The 25,114-nt window shown below is 36.3% G+C and carries 24 protein-coding genes; 12 read left to right on the top strand and 12 right to left on the bottom strand.

Annotation, left to right across the window (positions count from 1 at the left end; translation table 11 throughout):
• Positions 1-31 precede the first annotated feature (31 nt).
• The 3 genes from RBU60_RS08270 to RBU60_RS08260 all read right to left on the bottom strand — a co-directional run bounded on the left by RBU60_RS08270 (position 32) and on the right by RBU60_RS08260 (position 3,145).
• Entirely contained in the window at positions 32-1,306 is a 1,275-nt protein-coding gene (locus RBU60_RS08270) for an acetyl-CoA hydrolase/transferase family protein (protein ID WP_308864346.1), read from the bottom strand.
• 177 nt (positions 1,307-1,483) lie between these two features.
• The gene (locus tag RBU60_RS08265) at positions 1,484-2,056 is read right to left on the bottom strand and encodes a pentapeptide repeat-containing protein (RefSeq protein WP_308864345.1); all 573 of its coding nucleotides are present in this window, start codon (positions 2,054-2,056) and stop codon (positions 1,484-1,486) included.
• 120 nt (positions 2,057-2,176) lie between these two features.
• Positions 2,177-3,145, bottom strand: coding sequence for a DUF481 domain-containing protein (locus RBU60_RS08260; RefSeq protein ID WP_308864343.1), 969 nt, complete (start codon positions 3,143-3,145; stop codon positions 2,177-2,179).
• 227 nt (positions 3,146-3,372) lie between these two features.
• Between RBU60_RS08260 and RBU60_RS08255 the strand changes: the two genes are divergently transcribed.
• The gene (locus RBU60_RS08255) at positions 3,373-4,083 is read left to right on the top strand and encodes a pirin family protein (protein ID WP_308864341.1); all 711 of its coding nucleotides are present in this window, start codon (positions 3,373-3,375) and stop codon (positions 4,081-4,083) included.
• Positions 4,084-4,092: 9 nt separating this feature from the next.
• On the opposite strand, the gene RBU60_RS08250 is transcribed toward RBU60_RS08255, so the two are convergent.
• Entirely contained in the window at positions 4,093-4,686 is a 594-nt protein-coding gene (locus RBU60_RS08250; protein ID WP_308864340.1) for a methyltransferase domain-containing protein, read from the bottom strand.
• A 5-nt stretch (positions 4,687-4,691) separates the two neighbouring features.
• On the bottom strand, positions 4,692-5,384 hold the full coding sequence (locus RBU60_RS08245) for a sulfite exporter TauE/SafE family protein (RefSeq protein ID WP_407660197.1): 693 nt from the start codon (positions 5,382-5,384) through the stop codon (positions 4,692-4,694).
• A gap of 470 nt (positions 5,385-5,854) precedes the next feature.
• On the opposite strand from RBU60_RS08245, the gene RBU60_RS08240 reads away from it, so the two are divergent.
• Positions 5,855-6,349 (top strand): GreA/GreB family elongation factor, encoded by a 495-nt coding sequence (locus RBU60_RS08240; RefSeq protein ID WP_308864339.1) that lies wholly within the window; start codon positions 5,855-5,857, stop codon positions 6,347-6,349.
• Between the two features lie 37 nt (positions 6,350-6,386).
• A complete protein-coding gene (locus tag RBU60_RS08235; RefSeq protein WP_308864337.1) occupies positions 6,387-6,851 on the top strand; it encodes an RNA methyltransferase in 465 nt (154 codons plus the stop codon).
• Here RBU60_RS08235 and RBU60_RS08230 read toward each other — a convergent pair.
• Positions 6,848-8,086: a carboxypeptidase-like regulatory domain-containing protein gene (locus RBU60_RS08230; RefSeq protein ID WP_308864335.1), complete on the bottom strand. Its 1,239-nt coding sequence runs from the start codon at positions 8,084-8,086 to the stop codon at positions 6,848-6,850. The genes RBU60_RS08235 and RBU60_RS08230 overlap by 4 nt on opposite strands.
• Before the next feature lie 159 nt (positions 8,087-8,245).
• On the opposite strand from RBU60_RS08230, the gene RBU60_RS08225 reads away from it, so the two are divergent.
• From RBU60_RS08225 to RBU60_RS08210, 4 genes are all read left to right on the top strand, one after another.
• A complete protein-coding gene (locus RBU60_RS08225; RefSeq protein WP_308864333.1) occupies positions 8,246-9,241 on the top strand; it encodes an NADP-dependent oxidoreductase in 996 nt (331 codons plus the stop codon).
• 195 nt (positions 9,242-9,436) lie between these two features.
• A complete protein-coding gene (locus tag RBU60_RS08220) occupies positions 9,437-9,919 on the top strand; it encodes a glutathione peroxidase (protein ID WP_308864332.1) in 483 nt (160 codons plus the stop codon).
• A gap of 59 nt (positions 9,920-9,978) precedes the next feature.
• On the top strand, positions 9,979-10,662 hold the full coding sequence (locus tag RBU60_RS08215; RefSeq protein WP_308864331.1) for an HAD family hydrolase: 684 nt from the start codon (positions 9,979-9,981) through the stop codon (positions 10,660-10,662).
• Complete coding sequence (locus tag RBU60_RS08210) at positions 10,659-12,593, top strand: M1 family metallopeptidase (protein WP_407660196.1); 1,935 nt, start codon at positions 10,659-10,661, stop codon at positions 12,591-12,593. The genes RBU60_RS08215 and RBU60_RS08210 overlap by 4 nt, the downstream gene beginning before the upstream one ends.
• Positions 12,594-12,647: 54 nt before the next feature.
• On the opposite strand, the gene RBU60_RS08205 is transcribed toward RBU60_RS08210, so the two are convergent.
• Complete coding sequence (locus RBU60_RS08205) at positions 12,648-12,878, bottom strand: hypothetical protein (RefSeq protein WP_308864330.1); 231 nt, start codon at positions 12,876-12,878, stop codon at positions 12,648-12,650.
• 121 nt (positions 12,879-12,999) lie between these two features.
• Here RBU60_RS08205 and era point away from each other — a divergent pair, with 121 nt between their 5' ends.
• The 4 genes from era to RBU60_RS08185 all read left to right on the top strand — a co-directional run bounded on the left by era (position 13,000) and on the right by RBU60_RS08185 (position 18,810).
• Positions 13,000-13,884 (top strand): GTPase Era, encoded by an 885-nt coding sequence (era, locus tag RBU60_RS08200; protein ID WP_308864329.1) that lies wholly within the window; start codon positions 13,000-13,002, stop codon positions 13,882-13,884.
• 11 nt (positions 13,885-13,895) lie between these two features.
• On the top strand, positions 13,896-14,441 hold the full coding sequence (locus RBU60_RS08195; RefSeq protein WP_308864328.1) for a hypothetical protein: 546 nt from the start codon (positions 13,896-13,898) through the stop codon (positions 14,439-14,441).
• Between the two features lie 64 nt (positions 14,442-14,505).
• Positions 14,506-15,810 (top strand): ribosome biogenesis GTPase Der, encoded by a 1,305-nt coding sequence (gene der / locus RBU60_RS08190; protein WP_308864327.1) that lies wholly within the window; start codon positions 14,506-14,508, stop codon positions 15,808-15,810.
• Positions 15,811-16,017: 207 nt separating this feature from the next.
• The gene (locus RBU60_RS08185) at positions 16,018-18,810 is read left to right on the top strand and encodes an outer membrane beta-barrel protein (RefSeq protein ID WP_308864326.1); all 2,793 of its coding nucleotides are present in this window, start codon (positions 16,018-16,020) and stop codon (positions 18,808-18,810) included.
• Positions 18,811-19,153: 343 nt separating this feature from the next.
• Here RBU60_RS08185 and RBU60_RS08180 read toward each other — a convergent pair whose 3' ends face one another.
• The 5 genes from RBU60_RS08180 to RBU60_RS08160 are packed head-to-tail and all read right to left on the bottom strand — an operon-like array spanning position 19,154 to position 22,326.
• Positions 19,154-19,978, bottom strand: a complete 825-nt coding sequence (locus RBU60_RS08180) for a TPM domain-containing protein (protein ID WP_308864324.1) — start codon at positions 19,976-19,978, stop codon at positions 19,154-19,156.
• Positions 19,978-20,409, bottom strand: coding sequence for a TPM domain-containing protein (locus RBU60_RS08175; RefSeq protein WP_308864323.1), 432 nt, complete (start codon positions 20,407-20,409; stop codon positions 19,978-19,980). The genes RBU60_RS08180 and RBU60_RS08175 overlap by 1 nt, the downstream gene beginning before the upstream one ends.
• Positions 20,410-20,413: 4 nt before the next feature.
• Entirely contained in the window at positions 20,414-21,010 is a 597-nt protein-coding gene (locus tag RBU60_RS08170) for a LemA family protein (RefSeq protein ID WP_308864322.1), read from the bottom strand.
• A gap of 12 nt (positions 21,011-21,022) precedes the next feature.
• The gene (locus RBU60_RS08165) at positions 21,023-21,352 is read right to left on the bottom strand and encodes a MerR family transcriptional regulator (RefSeq protein ID WP_308864320.1); all 330 of its coding nucleotides are present in this window, start codon (positions 21,350-21,352) and stop codon (positions 21,023-21,025) included.
• On the bottom strand, positions 21,352-22,326 hold the full coding sequence (locus RBU60_RS08160) for a M23 family metallopeptidase (protein ID WP_308864319.1): 975 nt from the start codon (positions 22,324-22,326) through the stop codon (positions 21,352-21,354). Before RBU60_RS08160 ends, RBU60_RS08165 begins: the two co-directional genes overlap by 1 nt.
• Before the next feature lie 121 nt (positions 22,327-22,447).
• Here RBU60_RS08160 and alaS point away from each other — a divergent pair, with 121 nt between their 5' ends.
• Positions 22,448-25,072 (top strand): alanine--tRNA ligase, encoded by a 2,625-nt coding sequence (gene alaS / locus RBU60_RS08155; protein ID WP_308864317.1) that lies wholly within the window; start codon positions 22,448-22,450, stop codon positions 25,070-25,072.
• Positions 25,073-25,114: the final 42 nt, after the last annotated feature.

Raw genomic sequence — 25,114 nt, 5'->3', positions numbered from 1 at the left:
CTATTTTATAAAGCCCATCCATTTTACATATTTATCCTCCAAATCGCTGAAAAGCTTCCTGTGTCAACTCTTCTCTATATTTAGGGTGCGCTATACTAATTAAAGCCGCCGCGCGCTGTTTTAGATTTTTTCCGTATAAATTAGCTACTCCATATTCGGTGACTACATAATGAACGTGAGCCCTTGTAGTAGTTACGCCCGCTCCTTTATTTAAAAACGGAGTGATTTTAGAGATCCCTTTATTGGTAGTAGAAGGCATCGCAAAAATAGGTTTTCCTCCTTTAGAGAGTGACGCACCTCGTATAAAGTCCATTTGTCCTCCAACCCCGCTATACTGTCTTCCTCCAATGGTATCGGCGCAGATTTGTCCGGTGAGATCAATTTCTATGGCACTATTAATAGCAGTCACTCTAGGATTTCGTCTAATAATTGAGGTGTCGTTGGTATAAGCTGCTTCTTTAAAATGAACTAAAGGATTGTCATCTACAAAATCGTAGAGTTCTTGACTTCCTACCGCAAAGCAGGTGACAATTTTACTGTTTTTTACTATTTTATGCTCTCCTGTAATCACGCCACTTTTTACCAAAGGCAAAATTCCGTCAGAAAACATTTCGGTATGTATTCCCAAGCCTTTGTGATTGTGAAGGTTAGAGAGTACTGCATTAGGGATGTTCCCGATACCCATTTGCAAAGTAGCACCATCATCTATCAATTCGGCAACATTTTTTCCAATTTGTATTTCAATTTCAGAAAGAGCTTGTTGATGCGCCGTTCTCATAGGAATATCAATTTCTACAGCGTAATCAATTTTTGAAATATGTATAATCCCGTCCCCATGCGTTCTTGGGGCATTAGGATTTACTTGCGCAATTACAATCTTTGCTTTTTCTATAGCCGGTATCGTGATGTCTACAGAGGTTCCTAAAGAACAAAAACCGTGTGCATCTGGAGGGGACACATGAATCACAGCCACATCTAAGGGAAGAATGTCATTTCTAAACAAGCTGTGAATTTCACTTAAGAAAATAGGAATATAATCTCCGTGGCCGCCATTAATCGCACTTCTCACGTTGCTTCCTACAAAACAACTATTGACCTTAAAAGAATTATTATAAGGCTCTTGCGTGTAAAGCGCTTCACCTTCGGTATGAATTTGAACAATCTCTACATTCTTTAATTCTTGATAGCGTTGGCAAATCGCATCAATTAAAAAAAGAGGAGTCATGGCAGCACCTTGAAAAAAAATACGGTCTCCAGATTTTATTTTTCCTACGGCTTGATCAACAGAAGAATAGGTTAGTTTCATAGTACTAATTTTAGTTTAATAATGGTTCGTAAACCTTAGCGTATATACTACAATTAAGTTTTAAGTATTCAAAATTTTAGCGGTTAAATTCGGTGTAAAATTTACGCTTTCGCGGAAGTGTTTATGGAAACGATTAAGAATTTAAATCCTTAGAGACAATTAGGTATAACCTGTAGCTTAATTCTCTATTTTTATTTTGTATTTTTTTAATAATCGCAATACTTCAGGGGAAGAAAATTTGGCTCCTTTGAGCATATTTTCTTCCAGATCGAAACTGTAATTTTTAGCCGTTTTAAAATTGCATTTCTGAAGCTTAGAATTAAAGAAAGTGCTTCCGTTTAAATCAGATTCTTTAAAAAGCGCTTCTTGTAAGTCAGCTTCCGCAAAGTCTACTTGATCTAATTGGCAGTGATCAAATAGCGTTTTCTTTAAATTTACGCGGTAAAACACACTGTGACTTAAATTACATCGTTTAAATTTAACCGAGAACCCAAAAGATTCGCAGGTGTTAAAACCTAAGCCTAACATTTTGCAGCCGTCAAAAAATGTTTCCTGAAAGGAGGTTTTTTGCATTTCTACACCGGTAAAATTGCAATTGATAAATTCGCAAGATAAAAAGGTAGCGCCAGATAATTTGACATTAGAAAAATCGCAACTGGTAAATGTGCAATGGTCGTATTCTCCTATATTGAAGCGATCCTGACTATAATTTAGATTGCTAAAATTTTCATCTTCGTATAACTCGTTCATAATTCTTTTTTAATAGCTAATGAAGGGTTTGATTTACCGAGGTTCCCTCTTTTTTTTGATTTAAGGAGAATGAAATTTTAAGTGTTTTTTATTCGTGTCAACGAGATAAACTACTTTGTCTTAAAAATCCCAACCTACCGTAGTCTGAAAAATATAATCAGTTTCACTAGCGTTTTCTGCTGGTTGATTGTCATAGTTTAAGGTAATTCCTAAGTTGACGAATAGATTGAGTGGAAGATCGTATTTTACATCAAGATTATAATCTAAACGCCAGCGTCCAGATTCAGTTAAACTAGGATATGCCGCCGCCCGAGTGAGTAAACTTAAATCACCAATATTATATAGATTCAATTCGGTGCCTAAAAAAGCTTCTGCACTGTTGTTTGATATCTCTAATCCTTCTACCTCAAAATTTTCGTTGTTGTAAGAAACTCCGAGTTGTAATCCCCAATAAGTACTATTGGTTTGAATTAAATACCGTCCTGCTCCCAATTTTCCTAAGGTACGCAAATTAAGATTTTGCTCTGTATTAGAAAGCCAAGAGGTTTCTGCCAATAAGAACCATTTGCGTTTTAGATAATACTTGTATCCTATGGAGGCATCAATTCTTTTTACAGATTCGGTTTCATTTTGACTTGATCTTACGTCGTTATAATTGGCGCTTAGTTCCCAATATTTAGCACGGTATCCCAAATTACTTCTCACGCTAAGTTGGGACAGGTCTTTTGCTTTTGTATAATTAAAACCTACACTTACTGAAGCATCCAAATTGCTTAAAAAGTTAGATTTCACTTCCTTAAAGAATACAATATCGTTTAAATTTACGGTGGCGAGCGTATCGGTTTGGCTTAAAAGAAACACTTCTTTTTCGTTTTTACTTTTTAAAGTTGCATTGTAACGCAAACCAGACTCTAAGGTGATTAAAAACTCTGTTTGCGTGTGAATAGAAGTGATTTTGTCCCATTCAATTTTAAAATCGGAATCGCTGTAGCTGGTTTTCATACTCACCACAGCTTGCTTTAGACTTTTAACCTCTCCTACAATCTGATTACCGTTCTTGAGTACTAAAGAATCCTGTTGCGCAAACAAGGAGTTAGCAAAGCTGAAAAAACATAGGAAAATCATCCATGAAAGGTAACTAGAAAAACGAATCACAAAATTGAGTATTAGTTAAATGAATAGGTGTTAAATGGACCACAAACGAGAAGGTTTGTTAAATAAACCCCACAGCTATGTCCCTTAAATTTTTTGCAAAGTTAAAAAATGATTTCCTTTAAAATTCATAAATTGTACATAGCTTTATTAAAAATAAAAGAATGAAAAAAATAATACATCTTTCCAATACGAGGGGAGAAGCCAATCACGGTTGGTTAAAAAGTTACCACAGCTTTAGCTTTGCTAATTATTTTAATCCAGAGCGAATGAATTTTGGTAAACTACGTGTGTTTAATGATGATGAGGTAAGCGCAGGCAAGGGTTTTGGAAAGCATCCGCATCAAAATATGGAAATTATTTCCATTCCACTCTCAGGAGATTTAGAACATCAGGATACTATGGGAAATACGACGCTTATTAAAGAAGGGGATATACAAGTTATGAGTGCTGGTACCGGAGTAATGCATAGCGAGTATAACAAAAGTCCCGAGAAGGATGTTAAGTTTCTTCAAATTTGGGTGATTCCCAAGGAGGAAAATGTGAGTCCGCGCTACCATCAAATCTCAACCTTAGAGTTAAAAAAAGAGAATGAATTGTATCAAATTTTATCTCCTTTCAAAGAGGATTCTGGAGTTTGGATTCATCAAAATGCTTGGTTTTCCAGGGGTGATTTCACTCAGGAGACCTCTATAACCTACAAGCTGAAAGACAATAAGAATGGAGTTTACATCTTTGTATTAGAAGGAAGTTTGAACGTTGAAAGTGAAAAAATAAACGCTAGAGATGCCATAGGAATTTGGGAAACACAAGAGTTTTGTTTGACAGCTCAAGCGGGTGCTCAGGTATTATTTATGGAAGTTCCTATGGAGTAATTTTTATTTTTAGGATTTGATTTTAGGCTGAAGTCGTATAAATAATTCTCGGTTTTTCCTTGGCGGAATTGAATTGTAGGCAGTTTCAATAGTGAGGATATCAAAGAGAGGATTAAAATAGCTGAGGTATTCTTTTTTACTTCCTCCAAAAGGCGGATTATCGCCAGGAAGTTCATCATCAAACAAAATCCCGACAAGTTTTCCTTCAGGCAAAAGCAGTTGCTGCATCTTATCCGCGTAAGCGCTACGGAAAGATTTCGGAAGCGCACAAAAAAAGGTTTGCTCTAGAATAAGGTCAAATTGATCTTCTAATTTAAAGAAGTCGCTGTGCAAAAGCTGATTTTCAGGAAAATTGGGAAGTCTGTTTTTAATATTTTGCAGGGGAGAAGCAGCAAAATCGGCTGCGTAGACGTTTTCAAATCCGTTAAGAAAAAGATATTCTGCTTCATAAGAATTGCCCGCCCCCGGAATTAATATTTTGATAGATTTGTCTTCCAACTGATCGATATAAGCTTTTAGGGGAGAAGAGATTTCTCCTAAATCCCAACCTGTCTGCTGATTTTGATATCGATTTTCCCAATAACTAGACTCTGAATTATCCATAGGTTTTAAGCTAAAAGTTCTTTGTAAAGAATATAAATTCCCATCAATAAAACAAACCAGCCAAAAATTTTCTTGAGTTTTTTTCCTTCAATAAACTTATTCAAATAAATTCCGATGAAAATTCCCACAACAGAAATAGAAGAAAACACGAGTAGAAAAGGCCAATCGATTTCAAAATTTTGCACGTCTCCCAAGAAACCAATTAGCGAATTGATAGCGATGATAAACAACGAAGTCGCGACAGCCTTCTTCATGGGGAGTTTAGCTAAAAAGACCAAAGCGGGAATAATTAAAAATCCGCCTCCAGCACCCACAGTTCCTGTGACCAAACCAATACCAAAACCTTGTAAGATTAATGAAATGTAATTAAAATGCGTGTTTTTGGACTCGTCTTCGGTTAATTCTTTGCGACCTCGAATCATCGATATAGAGGCGAGTAACATAATAGATGCAAAGAAAACCATGATGGCGATGTCTTTGCTAAGAAGAAAATCTCCTATATAAAAGAGCTCTTCGGGAATAGCGGGAACCAAAAATTTTCTAGTGATATAGACCGCTATAAAAGCGGGAGTAGCAAAAACAAGGGCCGTTTTAAAATCTACCAAGCCCTTTTGAATGTTCTTAATGGCGCCAACGAGGGAGGAGGTACCCACCACAAATAAGGAGTAGGCCGTGGCCACAACAGGATTGAGAAACATAAGATACACCAAGATGGGACGGTAAGTATGGACCCGCCACCGCCGATTAAGCCTAAAACTAAACCTATAAAGAGAGCACCAAGGTAACCAAAAAATTCAAGCATTATGAGAGATTGCAATGAGTTGCAAACTTAGAGTTTTTAAAAATGATTGTTTTATTATCTTTAAACTTTCGATTATAAGTTACTTTCTTCGATTATGAGTTAAATTAGATTAAAAAGAGAAGCATATTGAGGATTGAATATCTTAAAATTTGTCTGTTTTTAGTTTTTCATAATAAAAAAACTGAAGTTATCGGTTTTATTATTTAGTTGTGCAATCTACTAAACTGTTATTATCTACCCCCAATAACCGTTTTATGCACAGTAAGGTCTTTTTTCTATTTAGAAAAAGGGCTTTTTTGGGGTTTATAACAGTCTGTTAAGACATTAGTATGGTAAAAATGATTAAGTTTCTTAAAACATGTAATCATGAGTAGAGGCTTTGTAAAAGAAGAAGATCAAGAGGAAGCTCCCTTAATTCCGCCAAGGGCAGCTTTGCCAATGGGAGTTACCAATTATGTCACTCAAAACGGAAAGGATGCTTTGCTTGAGGAAAGAAAAGATTTAGAAGAAAAACGTGCAAATATAGATCTTGAAGATGAACAAGCCAAGCGGAGAGAACAAGTGGTGATCGATGGGAAAATACAGCTTTTAAATGAGCGAATAGCTTCAGCTAGAGTTATTCCTTTAGAGAAACAGCCACAAGAGGAAGTACGTTTTGGTGCCAAAGTTGAATTTGTTTTAAATAAAACTATGCAAGAATTTCAGATTGTTGGCGTAGATGAAGCCGATGTAAAAAATAAGAAAATTAGTTTTACTGCTCCCATAGCCAAAGCTTTAATGGGAGCAAAAGTAAATGAGAAAGTTGACTTTCAATTGGGAGCGGAGTCTAAAAGCATTAAGGTGTTAGCGATTGCGTATTAAAAATCTTCTTGCATCTTTGTAGTAAATTATAAAACTGATGAAAGTAGATAATTTAGAACAAGGTTTTTTTGGGATAGGAATACAAAATGGAAAAACCCCAGAAAACTTAGGCGTTTTATGGCGTACAGCACAAAACTTAGGCGCAAGTTTTATTTTCACTATAGGAAACCGTTATGCGAAACAAGCTTCAGATACGCATAAAGCTGTTGGCGCTATGCCTTATTTCCATTACGATACTTTTGATGATTTTTACAAGCATCTTCCCAAGGGAGCTTTATTAATTGGAGTAGAATTAACCGATGAGGCCGAAGCCTTAGAAAAATTTAAACACCCCCGAAGAGGTGTTTATTTATTGGGAGCAGAAGATCACGGCTTATCTAAACAAGCCATAGAGAAATCTCATAAATTGGTTAAATTTTCTTCCGCGTTAAGCTTAAATGTTTCCGTTGCCGGAAGTATTGTGATGTATGATCGCAACACCAAAGGAACGGAGATTTATTAATCTAGATTCGCTTTAATTTTTTCGATGGCATTTTGAATCGATTTTTCGGGTTCAATGATATTGCTGGCTCCCCAAAAATTTTTATCTCTAAATCCCGAAACATCGTCGGCCATCACAATAGAAGGCTTGATGTAATTGGCTTTTATAAATTTTTTGTTTTCGACTTCCTCTCTTTTGGTCACGATCATTTCATTGGTGAGCGTGAATCTAGAGTTGAATAATTTCTTTTTCCAATTAACTACAAATTCTAACATTGCATTGCTGTGACCGTAATACCATTTTCCATCTTTTTCAAAATAATTGACGTGGTATTGAATTTTTTCTGGATACACTTTTACGCTTCCGGGTTTTTTAACCACAAACATTCTTGAAGCTAATTTTCGGTTCTCAATCGTTAAGTTGTAATCGGCTTTTAATAATGTTAAGGTAGCAGCATCAATATACAAAGTGCCGTTATACCAAGCATTTCCTTTAGAATTCTCTTCAAAACTAACTTGATGCACATACCTATTGTTGATGCTAGTAGGGTTTTCTAAAGTAAAACTGTAGTCAGAAAGTTGTTCGTCTTCAAATAGAAACTCGGGATATTCCATCACATCAAGATAAAGAGAGCTATAAGGACCGCCTCTTAATTTTAGAGCCAAGGTGTCTAGCCTAGAATAATCGGTGCTTTTTCTTGCTTTTAAAATCGAAATCTTATCTCTTCTATTGGAAGTATAAGATTCTTTATGAATTTTTATTACGGCTTCAGATAAGGAAACATTTCTTCTTCCTTTCTGAATGGTTTCTCTATAAAAGCCGCTCATTACTACGGAATGATTAATGTAATTTTCTCCTCTTTTGGAAAAGCATTCTTTTACTAAAGATTTAGCATCTTTTACTTGGTATAAATTAATTTCAGAAAGCTTTTCTGAAGATTCTATCAACTGAATTAAAGTTCGTTCTTGATCGAAATTTCTTAAATGAAGGGACTTACTTTCGTAGCCCAAATAAGAAGTGGTGATGATAGCATTTGTTAAATCTGCTGGAATTTTCAGGGTAAATTCTCCTTCGTTATTGGTTACGGTAGAGAAATCATGATTTTCAACTTCAACTTTTGCAGAAACTACTGGTTCTTCGGTCTGCTGGTTGATCACAAGTCCTTTGTAAGAAGTATATTTTTCTTGAGCCGAAATGCTAAGGCTTATTAAAAAAAATAGGATCGCAATACGGGGAAAATAGAGCTTTGTTTTCATGACTTTCAGTTTATGGGGGTTCCTTATACAAAATACTGAAAATTAGCGAGTTATAAAAGTTAAATTTTCACCTAACTAGTCTTAACGTTTAAGAAGCTAAGTTTAAAAAGAACTTAACAGCGATTAAGGTTGAATCGGCTTAACTTTAAACAAAAAACTATGAATCAAGAAATCATTTTAAAAAGTAGACCTAAAGGAAAACCCACCAATTCAGATTTTGAAATCAATAAAATTGACGAGCCTCAATTAAAAGAAGGCGAAGTTTTGTTAGAAACTCAATACATTTCTGTAGATCCTTATTTAAGAGGGAGAATGCGAGATGAGAAATCTTACATTGAAGCCTTTAAGTTAAACGAGCCCCTAAGCTCGGCTCTTGTAGTAAAAGTATTAGAGTCTAAAAACGATTCCTTTAAAGAAGGAGATTATTTAACGGGAATGCTTCCTTGGAAGAAAAGGCAAGTCAGTAAAGCTAAAGGATTAAGAAAGATAGACGAAGGGGAAGTTCCTCTTTCAGCTTATTTAGGGATTTTAGGGATGACAGGGTTAACCGCTTATTTTGGACTAACACACATTGGCGAACCTAAAAAAGGTGAAACTATTGTGGTGTCTGGCGCGGCTGGTGCCGTAGGAAGTACCGTGGGACAAATTGCTAAAATCAAAGGATTAAAAACCATTGGAATTGCTGGTAGCGAGGAAAAAATTGAAATGATAAAAAATAAGTTTGGGTATGATGTGGGCATCAATTATAAAAGCACCGAAACTATGTCTAAAGCGATAAAAGAAGCTGCTCCCAATGGGGTTGACGTTTATTATGATAACGTGGGAGGTGAAGTTTCTGATGGCGTTTTAGTCAATATCAATCAATTTGCGCGGATCATTAATTGCGGAGCTATTTCTCTATATAATGATACCGAAATTCCTACAGGTCCTAGGGTAGAGCCCTTATTGATAAAAAACAGTGCAAAAATGCAAGGCTTTATTGTAAGTAACTACGAAGATGAATTTGGGGAGGGAATTAAACAATTAGCCACTTGGCTAAAAGAAGGTAAATTAAAATTTGAAGAAACTATAGTGGAAGGTTTTGAAAATACGCCACAAGCATTTATAGATCTTTTTGATGGAAAAAATAAAGGAAAGATGATTGTTAAAATTTAAGGATCATTTTTAAGGCTGTCCAAAGAATATAATCTCAAGTGGGCTAAGTTTTTAGTGTTGAAGATTCGTTTAGAATTATGTGAAGCGTCTTTATTAAAAATCACTTTACTTGTTTCATTCTTTGAGCAGCCTTATTTTAAATTAACATCTGTTAAACTGCTACTTAAATTTTTAAAAAGACCTTTGTAGAAAAACATGAGTAAGTTTCATACCTATCAAATAGCTAGTTCTAGTGGTGAAGAAATCGACTTTAAAGATTTTAAAAATAAAGTGGTGCTTGTAGTGAATACGGCCACTAAATGCGGATTAACGCCTCAATTTAAAGAATTAGAGCGTCTTCATCAAAAATATAAAGATCAGGGTTTGGTGGTCATTGGTTTTCCTTGTAATCAATTTATGAGGCAAGAACCTTTAGGTAATGAGGAAATGAAATCTACTTGTGAGCATATCTATGGAGTTACTTTTCCGTTAACGGAAAAAGTAAAAGTCAATGGAAAGAACGCACATCCTATATTTAACTATCTTAAAAGTCACCTTAGCGGATTTTTGAGCAGTAAAATTAAATGGAATTTTACTAAGTTCTTAATCGATAAAGACGGAAAACCCTTTAAAAGATACACTTCAACGACTGCTCCTAAGAAAATGCAGAAGGATATTGAGGTGCTCTTGAAAATGTAAATGCTTTTATTTTTAAAACTAAGACATTGCTCGTATCTTCGGCGTAAAATTAAGTTATCGTGCTAAAAGCTGTATTATTTGATATGGACGGGGTGATTGTAGATACAGAACCTCTCCACTATAAGGCCTATTTTGGAATGTTTGATCATTATCAAATAGAAGTTTCAGCAAAGCAATACCAAAGCTTTACGGGACAATCTACCATAAATGTGTGTAGGCAATTGTGTGAGTTTTTTGAGCTTCCCAATCCGCCGCAAGAACTGGTAGATAAGAAAAGATCTATTTTTAAAAAGCTTTTTAAAAGCGATCCAGATTTAGATTTAATCGAAGGCGTTCGGGAGTTGATTCAAAACTATCATGAAGCAGGATTGACCTTGGTTTTGGCGTCTTCGGCGTCTATGGGAACCATCAACAGCGTTTTTGAACGTTTTGATTTAAATCAGTATTTTGTGGAGAAACTAAGCGGAGCCGATTTAAAAGCTTCCAAACCGCATCCCGAGATTTTTCAAAAAGCAGCGCAATCTTCAGGCTTTGGCATCGAAAATTGTATGGTAATTGAAGATTCTACCAGCGGAATAAAAGCCGCGAAAGCAGCTCAAATTTACTGTGTGGCGTTTAAAAGCCCGAATTCTAAAAACCAAGATTATTCAAAAGCAGATAAACTTATCAGCAATTTTAGCGATATACATTACTCCAAAATCAACCCTTATTTTAATAAATCAAATTCGAGAATAAAATTATGAGAAACTTTAATTCCTATTTTTTAATTTTAACGATGCTATGCTCTTTTGTGACTTGGGCGCAGGTGCCAGAAGCAAAAGAAAACAATCAGCATAACTTTACAGACCTTATGTATCGTCAAGGTTCTGCCTATAGAACGGCTTCGGGTAAACCGGGACCAGAATATTGGCAAAACAGTGCAGACTACAATATCGCAGTAAGCTTAGATGATAAAACGCACAACATTAGCGGTAATATTGAGATTGAGTATACCAACAACAGTCCAGAAGATTTAAACTTTATCTGGCTGTACTTAGAACAAAACAGATTTACTGAAGATTCTCGTGGAACTTTAACCACCCCAATGAAAGGAAACCGTTACAATGGTGACGTGGAAGGTGGATATAGCGTTTCTAATTTTTCCGCGAAAGCGAATGGAGTAACTTCTAACAAATACCTTGTTAACGACACCAGAATGCAAGTGTTCTTTGATAAGCCTATAAAAGCCAATGGTGGAAAAGCAACGGTAAAAATGAACTTCTCTTATAAAATTCCCGTAGAAGGAATGGATCGTATGGGAAGATTAGACGTAGAGCAAGGTACTATTTATGCGTTGGCACAATGGTTTCCTAAAGTAGCTGTTTTTGATGACGTATTAGGATGGAACACTGACCCATATTTGGGAGCAGGAGAGTTTTATGTAGATTATGGAAACTACGATTATAAAATTACAGCGCCTTATAACCATACGGTAATAGGATCTGGAGTGCTTCAAAACCCTAAAGATGTGTTGACAAAAACACAACTAAAGAGATGGAAGAAAGCGCAAGAAAGCGATGAAACGGTTTACATTATTAAGCCAGAGGAGGTAGGGAAAAAGTCTTCTCGTGTGAAAAATAAAGGAACGCTTACGTGGCATTTTAAAATGGATAATACGAGAGATGTTGCTTTTGCATCATCACCCGCTTTTATTTGGGATGCAGCAAAAATGAACTTATCTAAAGACAATACAGGATTGGCACAATCGGTTTACCCGAAAGAAAGTGACGGACAAGAAGCTTGGTCTAGATCTACAGAATATACCAAAAAATCTATAGAGTTTTATTCTGAAAACTATTTTGAATATCCTTATGTGAATGCTATTAATGTAGCAGCAGAAGTAGGCGGAATGGAATATCCTGGAGTTAGCTTTTGTAGCTGGAAGAGTAAAGGCTCTTCTCTTTGGGGCGTGACAGATCACGAATTTGGTCACAACTGGTTTCCTATGATTGTAGGAAGCAACGAGAGAAGATTTGCTTGGATGGACGAAGGTTTTAATACCTTTATTAACCACTACAGCACGTTGGCGTTTAACGATGGAGAATATCCTTCTCGTGTAGGAAGTGTAAGAATATTAAAGAGTTATTTAACGAGTGAGAATAGAGAAGGAATAGACAACTATCCCGATGTGACCAACTTAAGAAACTTAGGCTATACAGCATACTACAAACCCGCTGCTGGTTTAATTATGCTTAGAGAGTATATTCTTGGAGAGGAACGTTTTGATTATGCGTTTAAATCTTACATTAAAACTTGGGCTTATAAGCACCCACAACCTTCAGATTTTTTCAATCATATGGAAAATGCTACGGGAGAAGATTTAGCATGGTTTTGGAAAAGTTGGTTCTACGGAACAGATAATATTGATATCGCCGTAAAAGGTGTAGAGAAAGAAGAAAACGGTTTCCTTATCAAAATTGAAAAAGTAGCCGAAATTCCTATGCCTGTAAAGTTATTGGTGAAAATGGAAGATGGTTCTTCTAAATTAATCGATTTGCCAGTAGAGATTTGGCAGCGTGGGGATACTTGGGAGCACTTTATGGCAACCGATGGAGAAATTAAATCGGTTGAATTTGATCCACAGAAGAAAGTATCAGATATTGATGGTATGAATGATAGATGGGAGAAAAAATAATTCATCTATTTATAAGAGTACAAAAGAGCCTAGTTTTAAAAGACTAGGCTTTTTTTATAATTTATATTCATCTCTATAAGGCACATCTTCGTAACCATCTGCAAAGGTCTTTTTAGTGCTGTAATGATCTTTCAATACTCTGTAAACGGTAAATACCAAGAAGGTTTTTCCTAGAATTGTTAGATAAAATATCCAAGAAAAGGAGAAACCCATAGCGGCAAAAATAGTCACCGTTAAGAGTATAAATGTAGTTATCGCTAAAAGCGGAAGTCCTAAATTCTTCATCTTTTTGTTTTAAGTTACATCATATCAGTAAGATAATGTGTTTAAAAAATGGTAAAATTTTCTAAATAGATAGAGAATCAACAAGTTGACTCAATAAATTCTATCTTTGCAAAAAAAAAGCATGGCACATAAAGCAGGTTTTGTAAATATTGTAGGAAATCCTAATGTGGGAAAGTCTACGTTAATGAACGCCTTTGTTGGGGAACGTCTATCGATTATTACCAGTAAAGCGCAAACCACCAGACATAGAATTCTAGGAATTGTAAACGGAGAAGATTTTCAAGTGGTGTTAAGTGACACTCCGGGAATCATTAAACCGGCTTATGAGCTTCAGGCTTCCATGATGGATTTTGTGAAATCGGCTTTTGAAGATGCCGATGTGCTTATCTATTTGGTAGAATTGGGAGAGAAAGAATTAAAGGATGAGAATTTCTTTGAAAAAATCACGAAAGCAAAAATACCGGTTTTATTACTGCTGAATAAAGTAGATAAAGGAAACCAAGAAATGGTAGAAGAGCAAGTAGATTTGTGGAAAGCAAAAGTTCCTAATGCAGAGGTTTTTGCTATTTCAGCTTTGGAGAATTTTGGAGTGCCAGAAGTCTTTAATCGCATTTTAGCCCTTCTTCCAGAATCTCCACCGTTTTATGATAAAGAAGCTTTAACCGATAAGCCCGAGCGATTTTTTGTGAATGAAATTGTACGAGAAAAAATTCTTATTCATTACAAAAAGGAAATTCCGTACAGTGTAGAAATAGATACCGAAGAGTTTTTTGAAGAAGAGAACATCATCCGCATGCGAAGTGTGATTATGGTAGAACGCGAAACTCAAAAAGGAATTATCATTGGTCATAAAGGAAGTGCTTTAAAGCGAGTAGGAGTAGAAGCTAGAAAAGACTTAGAGAAATTTTTTGGAAAGCAAGTGCATTTAGAGCTTTATGTAAAAGTGAATAAAAACTGGAGAAGTGATGAGCGACAGTTAAAACGTTTTGGATACAATAATAAATAATACGGTATAAAGTGAATAAAATTTTAGTCCTTTTGTGTGTCGGAGTTTTTCTCTTTTCTTGTAAAGATGAAAAAAACCCTTATAAAGAAACCTTAGATCCTACACATATGGATCATCAAGTGGAACACGCTTTTGTAGATATGAGCAGAAAGTTTAATGAAAAAGCCGCTCAGGAAAACGAGATAGTAGATTCTATTTATCAACATGTCCAGCAACAAGAAGGTAATTGGAGTAAACCTAGCGATAGTCTTTATACTGAATTAAAGAAAATGAATGCAGAATTAGATCTTTCTATTGAGAAAATAAGTGCGCTGGAGTCTGAAGATGAGATGGAAGAAGTTGTGGCTCAGCTCGAAGAAAAACTTGCCGCTTTTAAGGAGACATTACAGTCACACTCCCCAAAGGAAGCAAAGATTAACCTTGAAAAACTTAGCATCGAAGAGAGAAAATTGAATTTAAAAGGAGCCTTGATGAGCTCGTTATATTATCTTAAATTCAAATTGGCCAAAGCGACCAAGCAAAGCTTAAGCGCTATGTCAAATAAAACTTCTCTTTAAAATCATACCCAAACGTATATTTTATTCTATTTAACATGTACTTTTGCAGCCTAAAAGAAAGATTATGGGAAATATCGTAGCTATTGTAGGAAGACCAAATGTAGGGAAGTCTACTTTCTTTAACCGATTAATTCAAAGAAGAGAAGCTATTGTTGATGCGGTGAGCGGAGTTACCAGAGATCGTCACTATGGAAAATCTGACTGGAATGGAAGGGAATTCTCTGTTATTGATACAGGAGGTTACGCTATTGGAAGTGATGATGCCTTTGAAGCAGAAATAGATAAACAAGTAGTTTTGGCTATTGAAGAGGCAGATGTGATCATCTTTATGGTAGATGTAGAAGGCGGAATTAGCCCTATGGATGAAGATGTGGCCCAGTTACTTAGAAAAGTAAAAAAGCCGGTTTTCTTAACTGTGAATAAAGTAGATAACGGCGCTCGTGAAGAACAAGCGATGGAGTTTTACTCTCTTGGTTTAGGCGAATATTATACCATTGCTGGAATTAATGGTAGTGGAACTGGAGATTTGCTAGATGCTGTGGTAAAAGCTTTACCAGAAGTAGAAGAGGTAGAAGAAGAAGAATTGCCACGTTTTGCGGTAGTTGGAAGGCCTAATGCAGGAAAATCTTCTTTCATTAATGCGTTGATTGGAGAAGAGCGTTACATCGTAACCGATATTGCGGGAACCACAAGAGATTCTATCGATACAAGATACAACCGCTTTGGATTCGAATTCAATTTGGTAGATACTGCAGGAATAAGAAGAAAAACGAAAGTTAAAGAAGATATAGAATTTTACTCGGTGATGCGAAGTGTTCGTGCTATTGAACACGCCGATGTTTGCCTATTGATTTTAGATGCCACTCGCGGATTTGATGGGCAGGTACAAAACATCTTTTGGCTGGCACAACGCAATCGTAAAGGAATTGTGATTTTGGTAAATAAATGGGATTTGTTGGAGAAAGAAACCAACACCATGAAAGAGTTTGAAGCTAAAATACGTAGAGAGATAGAGCCTTTTACAGATGTGCCTATTGTATTTATCTCGGTTTTGAACAAACAGCGTATTTTTAAAGCCATGGAAACGGCAGTGGAAGTCTACAAAAACCGAAGCAAGAAAATTAAGACCAGCGTGCTTAACGAAACTTTGCTTCCTATGATAGAAAACTATCCGCCGCCAGCCTACAAAGGAAAATATGTAAAAATTAAATTTATCACGCAGTTGCCAACACCGCAACCACAGTTTGCTTTTTTCTGTAATTTGCCTCAATATGTGAGAGATCCTTACAAGCGATTTTTAGAAAACAAATTAAGAGACGAATTTGATTTTAAAGGAGTACCCATTTCCGTTTATATGCGTAAAAAATAAATTTTAGTTTAAATATAATACCAAAGGAGAGAAGCCATTTTGACTTTATCTCCTTTTTTATTGGAGTTTTTGAAATTAATGGAATGTCTTTTTACACCAGTTAAGGAGTGAGAAAAAAGGATTTTCAAAAATAATTTAGCTTTCTAATGAAACTTTTATGCTTTTTTTAAGTCTATTAATAGTAAACTAATGATTAAAACACCATCTATGGCATTTAAAAACATGCTTACCCAGTTTTTTTTACTGGGTTTTTTATTGATTTTCGCTTCCGCGGAAGCGCAAGAATACAAGATTCAAGGTAAAGTTATTGACAGTGAGAATGTGGCTCTAGAGTCGGCTACTATTTACGTAGAAACTGTAAAAGACAGTTCTTTGGTAGACTATACGATTACTGATGTGGATGGAAGTTTTGTCATTGAAGGTTCTACCGATGCAACCGAAGTGAACTTATACATCTCTTTTACCGGATTTCAAACCTATAAGAAAAAATACCAACTTTCTGAAAATAGCATGATTAATACCGGAAGTATTACGCTAAATCTAGCCGATAACACGCTTGGTGAAGTTGTGGTGCAAGCAACCAAAGCTCCCGTTTCTATAAAAACAGATACGCTAGAGTTTAATGCATCTTCTTTTAAGACCAAGGCAGATGCCAATTTGGAGGAGGTTTTAAAGAAATTACCTGGCGTTACCGTAGATAAAGACGGGGCAGTTTCAGTAAACGGAAAAAAAGTATCTAGGGTTTTAGTAAACGGAAAAGAGTTTTTTGGAGACGATCCTAAAATTGCAACCAAAAACCTGCCAAAAGAAATCATTAATAAAATCCAGGTGGTAGATACCAAAACCAAGTCGGAAGAATTTACGGGAAAAGAAGGAGATTCAGAAAACAAGACCATTAACATCACCATCGATGAAGATAAAAATAAAGGTTATTTCGCCCGTTTAACCGCAGGAGGAGGAACCGATGAGCGCTATGAACTTAGCGGAATAGGAAATTACTTTAAAGACGATTTAAGAGTGAGTATTTTGGCAAGTTCTAACAATATCAACTCTTCTGGTTTTACCTTTGATGAGGTTTTTGACGCCATGGGAAGAAGTGCTTATTCCATTGCTAGAAGCAGCAATGGCAGTTTTAGTATAAATGGAAACTCGTTTGGCGGTGGCGGCGGAGTCACAAAATCTGATAACGGCGGAATCAGTTTGGTGAACGAATGGGATGATGAGACAGAGCTTTCTGCCAATTACTTTTTTAATAGAGGCGATACCAAAACGAGAACACAGATTGAAAGAGAAAATATTCTTCCAGACCGGACTTATTTTAATAATTCTATTTCTTCCTCAGATAGAAAAAATGACAACCATAGAGCTAGATTCGGATTTGAATTTCAACCCGATACGCTTACGCGGATTTCTTTTCGTCCTAATATGACGGTGAACAAAGGTTTCTCTAAGAGTAACTCTAATACAAGTTCTTTTGGAGAAGATGGAAATCCTATTAACAATGCAGAAACCGAACAATTCTCAAACCTTTCGAGCACCAATTTTAGTAACCGATTAAATGTAACTAGAAAATTTGGGTCTAAAGGTGGTTTTATAAGTCTTGGTTTTGATAATACCAATAACACTTCCGAAGAAGAAAATGTATACTTCTCTTCTAGAGAAATATATGATGATTTAGGAAATCTAGAAGATACAGATATTCAGGATCAATTTATCAATCAAAATACTAGAAAGGACGAGTATAGTGTTAGAGCGAATACGAGACTTCCGTTAAGCGAAAAATTATCTTTAGATGTTTCTTATAGCTACACGAAATCTAAGGGTAAGAGTGAGCGTTTAATCTACGAGAAAGATGATGTCACTGGCGAGTATGACGTGCTTGTAGATACGTTAAGTAATGATTTTAATTCAGAAACTTTTAACCACCGTCCAAATATTGGCTTGGTGTATAAAGATGATAAATTAAGAGCAAGCATCTCTGGAGGGTTAGAGAATGTGAGGTTAAAGAATGAGGATTTATTTTCTGAAACGTCTTTTGATAATACGTATAACAACCTCTATTCTAATGCTTATTTTAGGTATAAAATCAATAAAACTAAGTCGATTTATTTTAACTATAGAAACTCTAGAGATACGCCTTCTATCACTCAGTTACAGCCGGTAACCAATACAACCAATCCTTTAAATGTGGTAACAGGTAATCCTAATTTGGATCCTTCATTGGAGCATAGAATGTATATGAACTTTAATAACTATGATTTTAAAAGTCGCTCAGGTTTTTATGCTTATTTAGGAGGAAACCTTACCAATGATAAAGTGGTGGCCATCACTACCACGAATGAGGATTTGGTAAGAACAACGACTTATACTAACGTAGATGGAGTTTATAGTATGTTTGTAGGTGCGAGTTTGGATAAAACCATTACGTTAGAAAGTAAAAACACCATTAAAATTGATGCAGGAGTGAATGGGAACTTTAGTAAAGACTTAGGTTTTTCTAACGGCGTTAAATTTGATTCTAATCGCTACATTGTAAGTCCGCGCGTTGGAGTTCAATATGATATTATAGATGTTCTAACGGTAGAGCCTTCCTATGATATCAGCTTTAACAATGCCAAGTACAGTTTAAATAATACCCGAGATCAAAACTACATTAATCACGATATTGCTTTAGAAGTTACTTCGTATTGGCCTAAAAATTTTGTGTTTGGAAACGACATTTCTTACCGTCATTTGGGAAATATAGCTCCGGGTTTTAAGAATGATTTTGTGTTGTGGAATATGAGTTTAGGATATAAAGTAATGGGGGATGATGGTATTTTTAAAGTGAAAGTATTTGATGTGTTAGATCAAAATATTTCTACAAGCAGAAATACAGGAGATGATTTTGTACAAGATACCCAAGAGTTGGTTTTAGAACAATATGTGATGTTTAGCTTTACGTATAAACTAAGTAAGTTTGGCGGAAAAGACCCTAATAAAAAAGGAGGAAGATTCTAATCTTCTTGCTCTCATAGAGAGTTTAATTTCTAAAGGCTCTTTAATAAAAATAAAAAGGCCCAATTCTATTTTAGAATTGGGCCTTTTTATTTTTATTAGTGTTCGGTTAAAAATGGCGTAAAGTGAATGAGCTCTTTGGATCTATGAAGTCTCAAAATATTTTAAATAGAGACATCGCTTTTTTTTACTGATTTTATTAATAGTGAGAGGATAATTATAATGGAAATAATTGCTGTTTATCGTTTAGTTACAATCAAGTCTTGGTTCTTGTCTCTTTATCGAAAATCAATAATTTTAAATCTAGACGCTATCATCTCACATCTAACATTCTCACGTCTCATCTTTACCAGCTTCCGCCAGCGCCACCGCCGCCAAATCCGCCGCCGCCGAAACCTCCACTGAAGCCGCCTCCGCCGCCAAATCCTCCGCCACCGCCAAAGCCGCCTGAAGAACCGCCACCAAAGCCACGTCCCATACTGCCTAAAATAAGTACATCTAGAAGGCTACTAGCGCCACTACGTCTTCCGCCATTTTTACCGCCTCCTTTATTGTTTTTTACAAGGGAAATGATGATGGTAAAAACGATAAACGCTATAAATAAGTAGGGAACAGAACCGCCTTCTCCAGAGGATTTTCGTTTTGGGGCGCCCTTATAGGTGCCGCTTAAAACCTGAAAAACCGCCGTGGTACCTTTATCCAAACCAGCGTAGTAATCGCCGCGTTTAAACTCTGGCGTAATGATACGATCTATAATTTCTTTGCTTTTAAAATCGGTGAGGTAAGATTCTAGTCCGTAACCTGTGGTGATCCAAATTTTTCGATCTTTTTCAGAAAGGAGAATCAGCAACCCGTTGTCTTTATCGCTTTGTCCAATTCCCCATGCGTGTGCCCATTCGGCGGCATAAGTCCCAATATATTCTCCGTTAAGATCTTTGATGGTAGCCACCACAATCTGTGTAGAAGTCGTATCCGCATAGCGAATCAATTTTTGCTCAAGCCTGCTTTTTTCTGCGGCATTGAGCACATTTGCTCCGTCATAGACACTGGTTTGCTCTTTGGGTTTTGCAGGGATATTTAATTGCGCTTCCGCGGAAGTGTAACAAAGAAAAAACCCTAAAAAAAGGAGCGTGAAATAGACTAGTGATTTCTGTTTTTTGAATTGTATCATTAACCTCTTGAAATTTCATCAGACAATTCGTTGATATCGTCTGTTGCGTAAGGAAAAAACTTCTTTAGCTGTTCTCCTGCTTTTAAAATACCCTCTACCAAACCTTGTTTGAATTGCTCTTTTTTAAAGTGAGCAATTACAACCTCTTTGGTGCTTTCCCAAAAATCGTCTGTGACAACTTTATTGATTCCTTGATCGCCAAGAATATAAAATCGACGATCTATAGTAGAAACGTAAAAAAGTACACCGTTTTTTAACTCGGTTTCGTGCATCTTTAAATATTCAAAGACGTTTTTAGCTCGGCTAAAAACGTCTTCTTTACATTCTTTCTCTATATGCACCCGTATCTCTCCAGAGGTGTTTTTCTCGGCTTCTTGTATGGCCGAAACGATTTCTTTTTCGTCTTCGGGAGTAATCAGGTTGATGGACATACGTCTAGTTTTTAAAATCTACGTCAGGAGCTTTTTCTGATCCCTCATCGGCAGAGAAAGGAGTCATTCTTTCAAAACCAAACATACCCACCACCATATTGTTAGGGAACTTTCTAATGTAGGTGTTGTAATTTCTAACCGCTTCATTGTAACGGTTTCTTTCTACATTAATTCGGTTTTCTGTGCCTTCTAATTGGGATTGCAATTGTTTAAAGTTCTCTGTTGCTTTTAGTTCGGGATAACGTTCTACACTTACTAATAGGCGAGATAGGGCAGAGCTTAATCCGCCTTGAGCTTCTTTAAACTTTTCAATAGATGCCGCATCTAGATTGTCGGCATTTACATTAACAGAAGTTGCTTTTGCTCTAGCTTCAATAACAGCTGTAAGCGTTTCTTGTTCAAAATCTGCTGCTCCTTTTACGGTGCTTACTAGATTAGGAATTAAATCTGAACGACGTTGGTATGCTCCCTCTACATTTGCCCAGGCAGTTTTTGCGTTTTCTTCATGTTCTACGGCGGTGTTATTTATTCCGCCAAAAACACTAACAGCAATAAAACCAAGGACTACAATAATAATTAATGGAATAAGCCACTTTTTCATAAGTAAGGTGTGTTAGATGTGATTTTTGATTTTGGTTAATTCTGATTTAATGGTTTCTAATTTACGAATAATCTCGTAGTTATGTAGTGTTTTTTTGCCTTCTTCTTTCAGGTGGATTTTGGCTCCTTCTAGCGTAAAACCTCGTTCTTTTACCAAATGATAAATAAACTCTAGATTTTTAATGTCTTGCGGAGTAAATTTACGGTTTCCTTTGGCGTTTTTCTTAGGTTGAATGGCATCAAATTCCTTTTCCCAAAAGCGGATAAGCGAAGCGTTCACCTTAAAAGCTTTGGCCACCTCCCCAATGCTGTAATACAATTTTTCTGGTAAATTGACTTTCATTAATCTAGCGATTGGTTTTCCAAATTGGACTGGTTAAGCATAATGTCGTACTCCTCAGCGGTTAGATCTCCGTGATAAAAGTTAATGGGGTTAATTACATTTCCATTCTTATGCACTTCATAATGTAGGTGAGGTGCAGTAGAAAGACCGGTACTCCCCACTTCTGCAATCACTTCTCCCCGACTTACTTTTTGTCCTTTTCTAACTTTGTATTTACTTAAGTGCGCATAATAAGTTTCGTAACCAAAGCCATGATCCAACACCACCAAGTTTCCATAACCAGTAGTTCTAGAAGCTTTTTTCACCACGGCATCTCCCGTAGCGTAAACTTTAGTTCCTGTTTTTGCGGTAAAATCCATGCCGTTGTGCTTTTTTCGGTATTTTAAAATGGGGTGCATACGCATCCCGTAACCAGAAGCCATTCGGGTAAGGTTTTCGTTTTTTACAGGTTGAATCGCAGGAATCGCGGTTAATAATTTTTCTTTCTTTTCTGCTAACAGCGCAATTTCATCGAGTGATTTAGACTGAACCACAATCTGCTTTTTTAAGATATCCATCTTCTTCTTTGTCTCGATAACCAGTTGAGAGTTGTCGTAGCCTTCTAGGTTTTTATAGCGGTTAATTCCTCCAAAACCAGCTTTTCGCTGCTCTTCAGGAATGGGATTTGCTTCAAAATAAACCCTATAAATATTGTTATCTCTATTCTCAACTTCAGCCAAGACTTTCTGCGCTTGTCCCATCTTTTTATTCAATATCTTGTATTGCAAGCCCATGTAGTTAAGTTCCCTTTTTAATTCTTTTTCTTTAGGCGTTTCTATTTGTGGTAGGTTGAGGTACACCAACAATAATAAAAAACCAGAAAGAAAACTCCCAGCAATAGCAAGCGCTATAAAGCCTAAACGGCGCCCTTTTTTTCTTTCTATTTTTCTATAAGAAAGACTTTCGCTATCGTAATAATATTTAACTTTCGACATTCTTTTAAATTATACTATTTTTGCGACTTGCAACTAAGTGTTATGCTTAGAAAGACGAACAAATATAGAAATTGTTTCACTAGTAACATAATTATAACGTTTATCCCATTAAGGTAAGTATATGAAATCACAAGAAATCCGTTCTAAATTTTTAGCTTTTTTTGAATCTAAAAAACACGAAATTGTTCCTTCTGCGCCTATGGTCATTAAAGATGACCCTAGTCTTATGTTTACCAATGCAGGAATGAATCAGTTTAAAGAATATTTTTTAGGAAATGCTACCCCTAAAAACTCTCGTGCCACCGATACGCAAAAATGTTTACGCGTAAGCGGAAAACACAATGACTTGGAAGAGGTAGGAAAAGATACTTATCACCATACCATGTTTGAGATGCTTGGAAACTGGAGTTTTGGAGATTATTTTAAGAAAGAAGCCATAGAATGGGCTTGGGAGTTGCTAACGGAAGAGTTTCAAATTACCCCAGAAAATTTATATGTAACCGTTTTTGAGGGAGACAAAGAAGATGGCTTAGGTTTAGATCAAGAGGCTTTTGATTTATGGAAAGCTATTGTTCCTGAAGAACGTATTCTATTAGGTGATAAAAAAGATAACTTTTGGGAGATGGGAGATCAAGGACCTTGCGGACCTGCTTCTGAAATTCATATTGATATTCGTTCTGAAGAAGAAAAAGCAAAGATCCCTGGAAAAGATTTAGTGAACCAGGATCATCGTCACGTGGTGGAGATTTGGAATTTGGTTTTTATACAGTACAACCGAATGGCCACGGGAAAATTGGTGGAGCTTCCCAATAAGCATATCGATACAGGAATGGGCTTTGAACGTTTGGCGATGGTCATGCAAGATGTGAAGTCTAATTATGATACCGATGTTTTTACACCGCTTATTAGAGAAATACAAGCGATTACGAATTCTACCTATGGGAATCCCGAAGCTTCGGGAGAAGAAACAGATATCGCCATTCGCGTAATTGCAGATCACGTAAGAGCGGTTTCTTTTGCGATAGCCGACGGGCAGTTACCAAGCAATAATGGAGCTGGGTATGTGATTCGACGTATTTTGCGTCGTGCCATTCGTTACGGATTTACATTCTTAAATACCAAAGAGCCTTTTATTTACAAATTGGTGGAGACGTTAAGCAAACAAATGGGGAAACAATTCCCAGAGCTTAAAAAGCAAAAAAACCTTTGTGAAAATGTAATTAAGGAAGAAGAAAATTCATTCTTAAGAACTTTAGATCAAGGTTTGGTGTTGTTAGATAGTATTATTGATTCTACCAAAGGGAAAGAGGTTTCTGGTAAAAAAGCCTTTGAGCTTTATGATACTTTTGGTTTTCCTATCGATTTAACAGCCTTGATCTTAGAAGAAAAAGGATACACTTTAGATCAGGCTACTTTTGAAACCGAATTGCAAAAACAAAAAGAACGTTCGCGTTCTGCGGCACAAACGAAAGCAGAAGATTGGCAAATCTTATTTGAAGATGACGTGGAAGAATTTATTGGCTACGATCACCTTGAGGCTAATGTGAAAATTGCGAAATATAGAAAAGTAGAGAGTACCAAAGAGGGCGAATTGTATCAATTGGTGTTCAATCTAACGCCTTTCTATCCAGAAGGCGGAGGACAAGTAGGCGATAAGGGGTATTTAGAAGCGGCCAATGGAAACGTTACCTATATTGTAGATACCAAAAAAGAAAACAATTTAATTATACATATCACTAAGACTTTACCCGAAGATCTAAAAGGTAATTTTAAAGCTGCGGTAGATGAAAAGCAACGTAAGCGTGCTGCTGCCAATCACACGGGAACACATTTATTACATCAAGCTTTGCGCAATGTTTTAGGCGAACACGTAGAGCAAAAAGGTTCTATGGTGCATAGCGGTTACTTACGTTTTGACTTTTCTCATTTCAGTAAAGTTTCTTCGGAAGAATTAAAGCAAATAGAAAATTTTGTCAATGCGCGTATTCGACAGCAACTACCTTTAGAAGAACAACGTAATATCGCTTACGATAAGGCTTTAGAACAAGGCGCTATTGGGTTGTTTGGCGAGAAATATGGCGATACCGTGCGAATTGTTAGCTACGGAGAATCTATAGAGCTTTGTGGCGGTACGCACGTAAGTAACACCAGTGATATTTGGCATTTTAAAATCCTTTCGGAAGGAGCTGTAGCCTCTGGAGTAAGACGTATTGAAGCCATTACAGGCGATGCGGCTAAAGATTTTTTAACTCAGCAAAGTGAGCATTTTAATGACCTAAAAACCTTGGTGAAGAACACTAAAAATCCGCTTAAAGTGGTTGGAGATTTACAAGATGAAAATTCGCAGTTAAAGAAAGAAATAGAACAGCTTAAGAAAGAGAAAGCTGGAAATGTAAAAGGAGATTTAAAAGCTGCCTTAACGGAAGTAAACGGCGTTCAGTTTTTGGCAAAAGAGGTAGACTTGGATGCAGGAGCGATGAAAGATTTATCTTTTCAGTTGGGAGGTGAAGTAGAGAGTTTGTTTATGGTGTTAGGCTCTAAGCAAAACGGGAAAGCCTTACTTTCTATTTACATCGATAAAAAATTAGCCGAAGAAAAATCTTTAAATGCCGGACAAATGATTCGGGAGTTAGGGAAATACATTCAAGGTGGCGGTGGAGGCCAAGCGTTCTTTGCTACGGCAGGAGGTAAGGATCCAAACGGAATTGAAAAAGCCTTAGCGGAAAGTAAAATCTATATACTTTAATTTGAAGATGTGTTGATGTGTCAATTTGAAAATGTACCAATT

This window comes from Mesonia profundi, from assembly GCF_031085155.1.
GTDB classification, from domain to species: domain Bacteria; phylum Bacteroidota; class Bacteroidia; order Flavobacteriales; family Flavobacteriaceae; genus Mesonia; species Mesonia profundi.
This window is presented reverse-complemented; position numbering and strand designations above follow the sequence as displayed.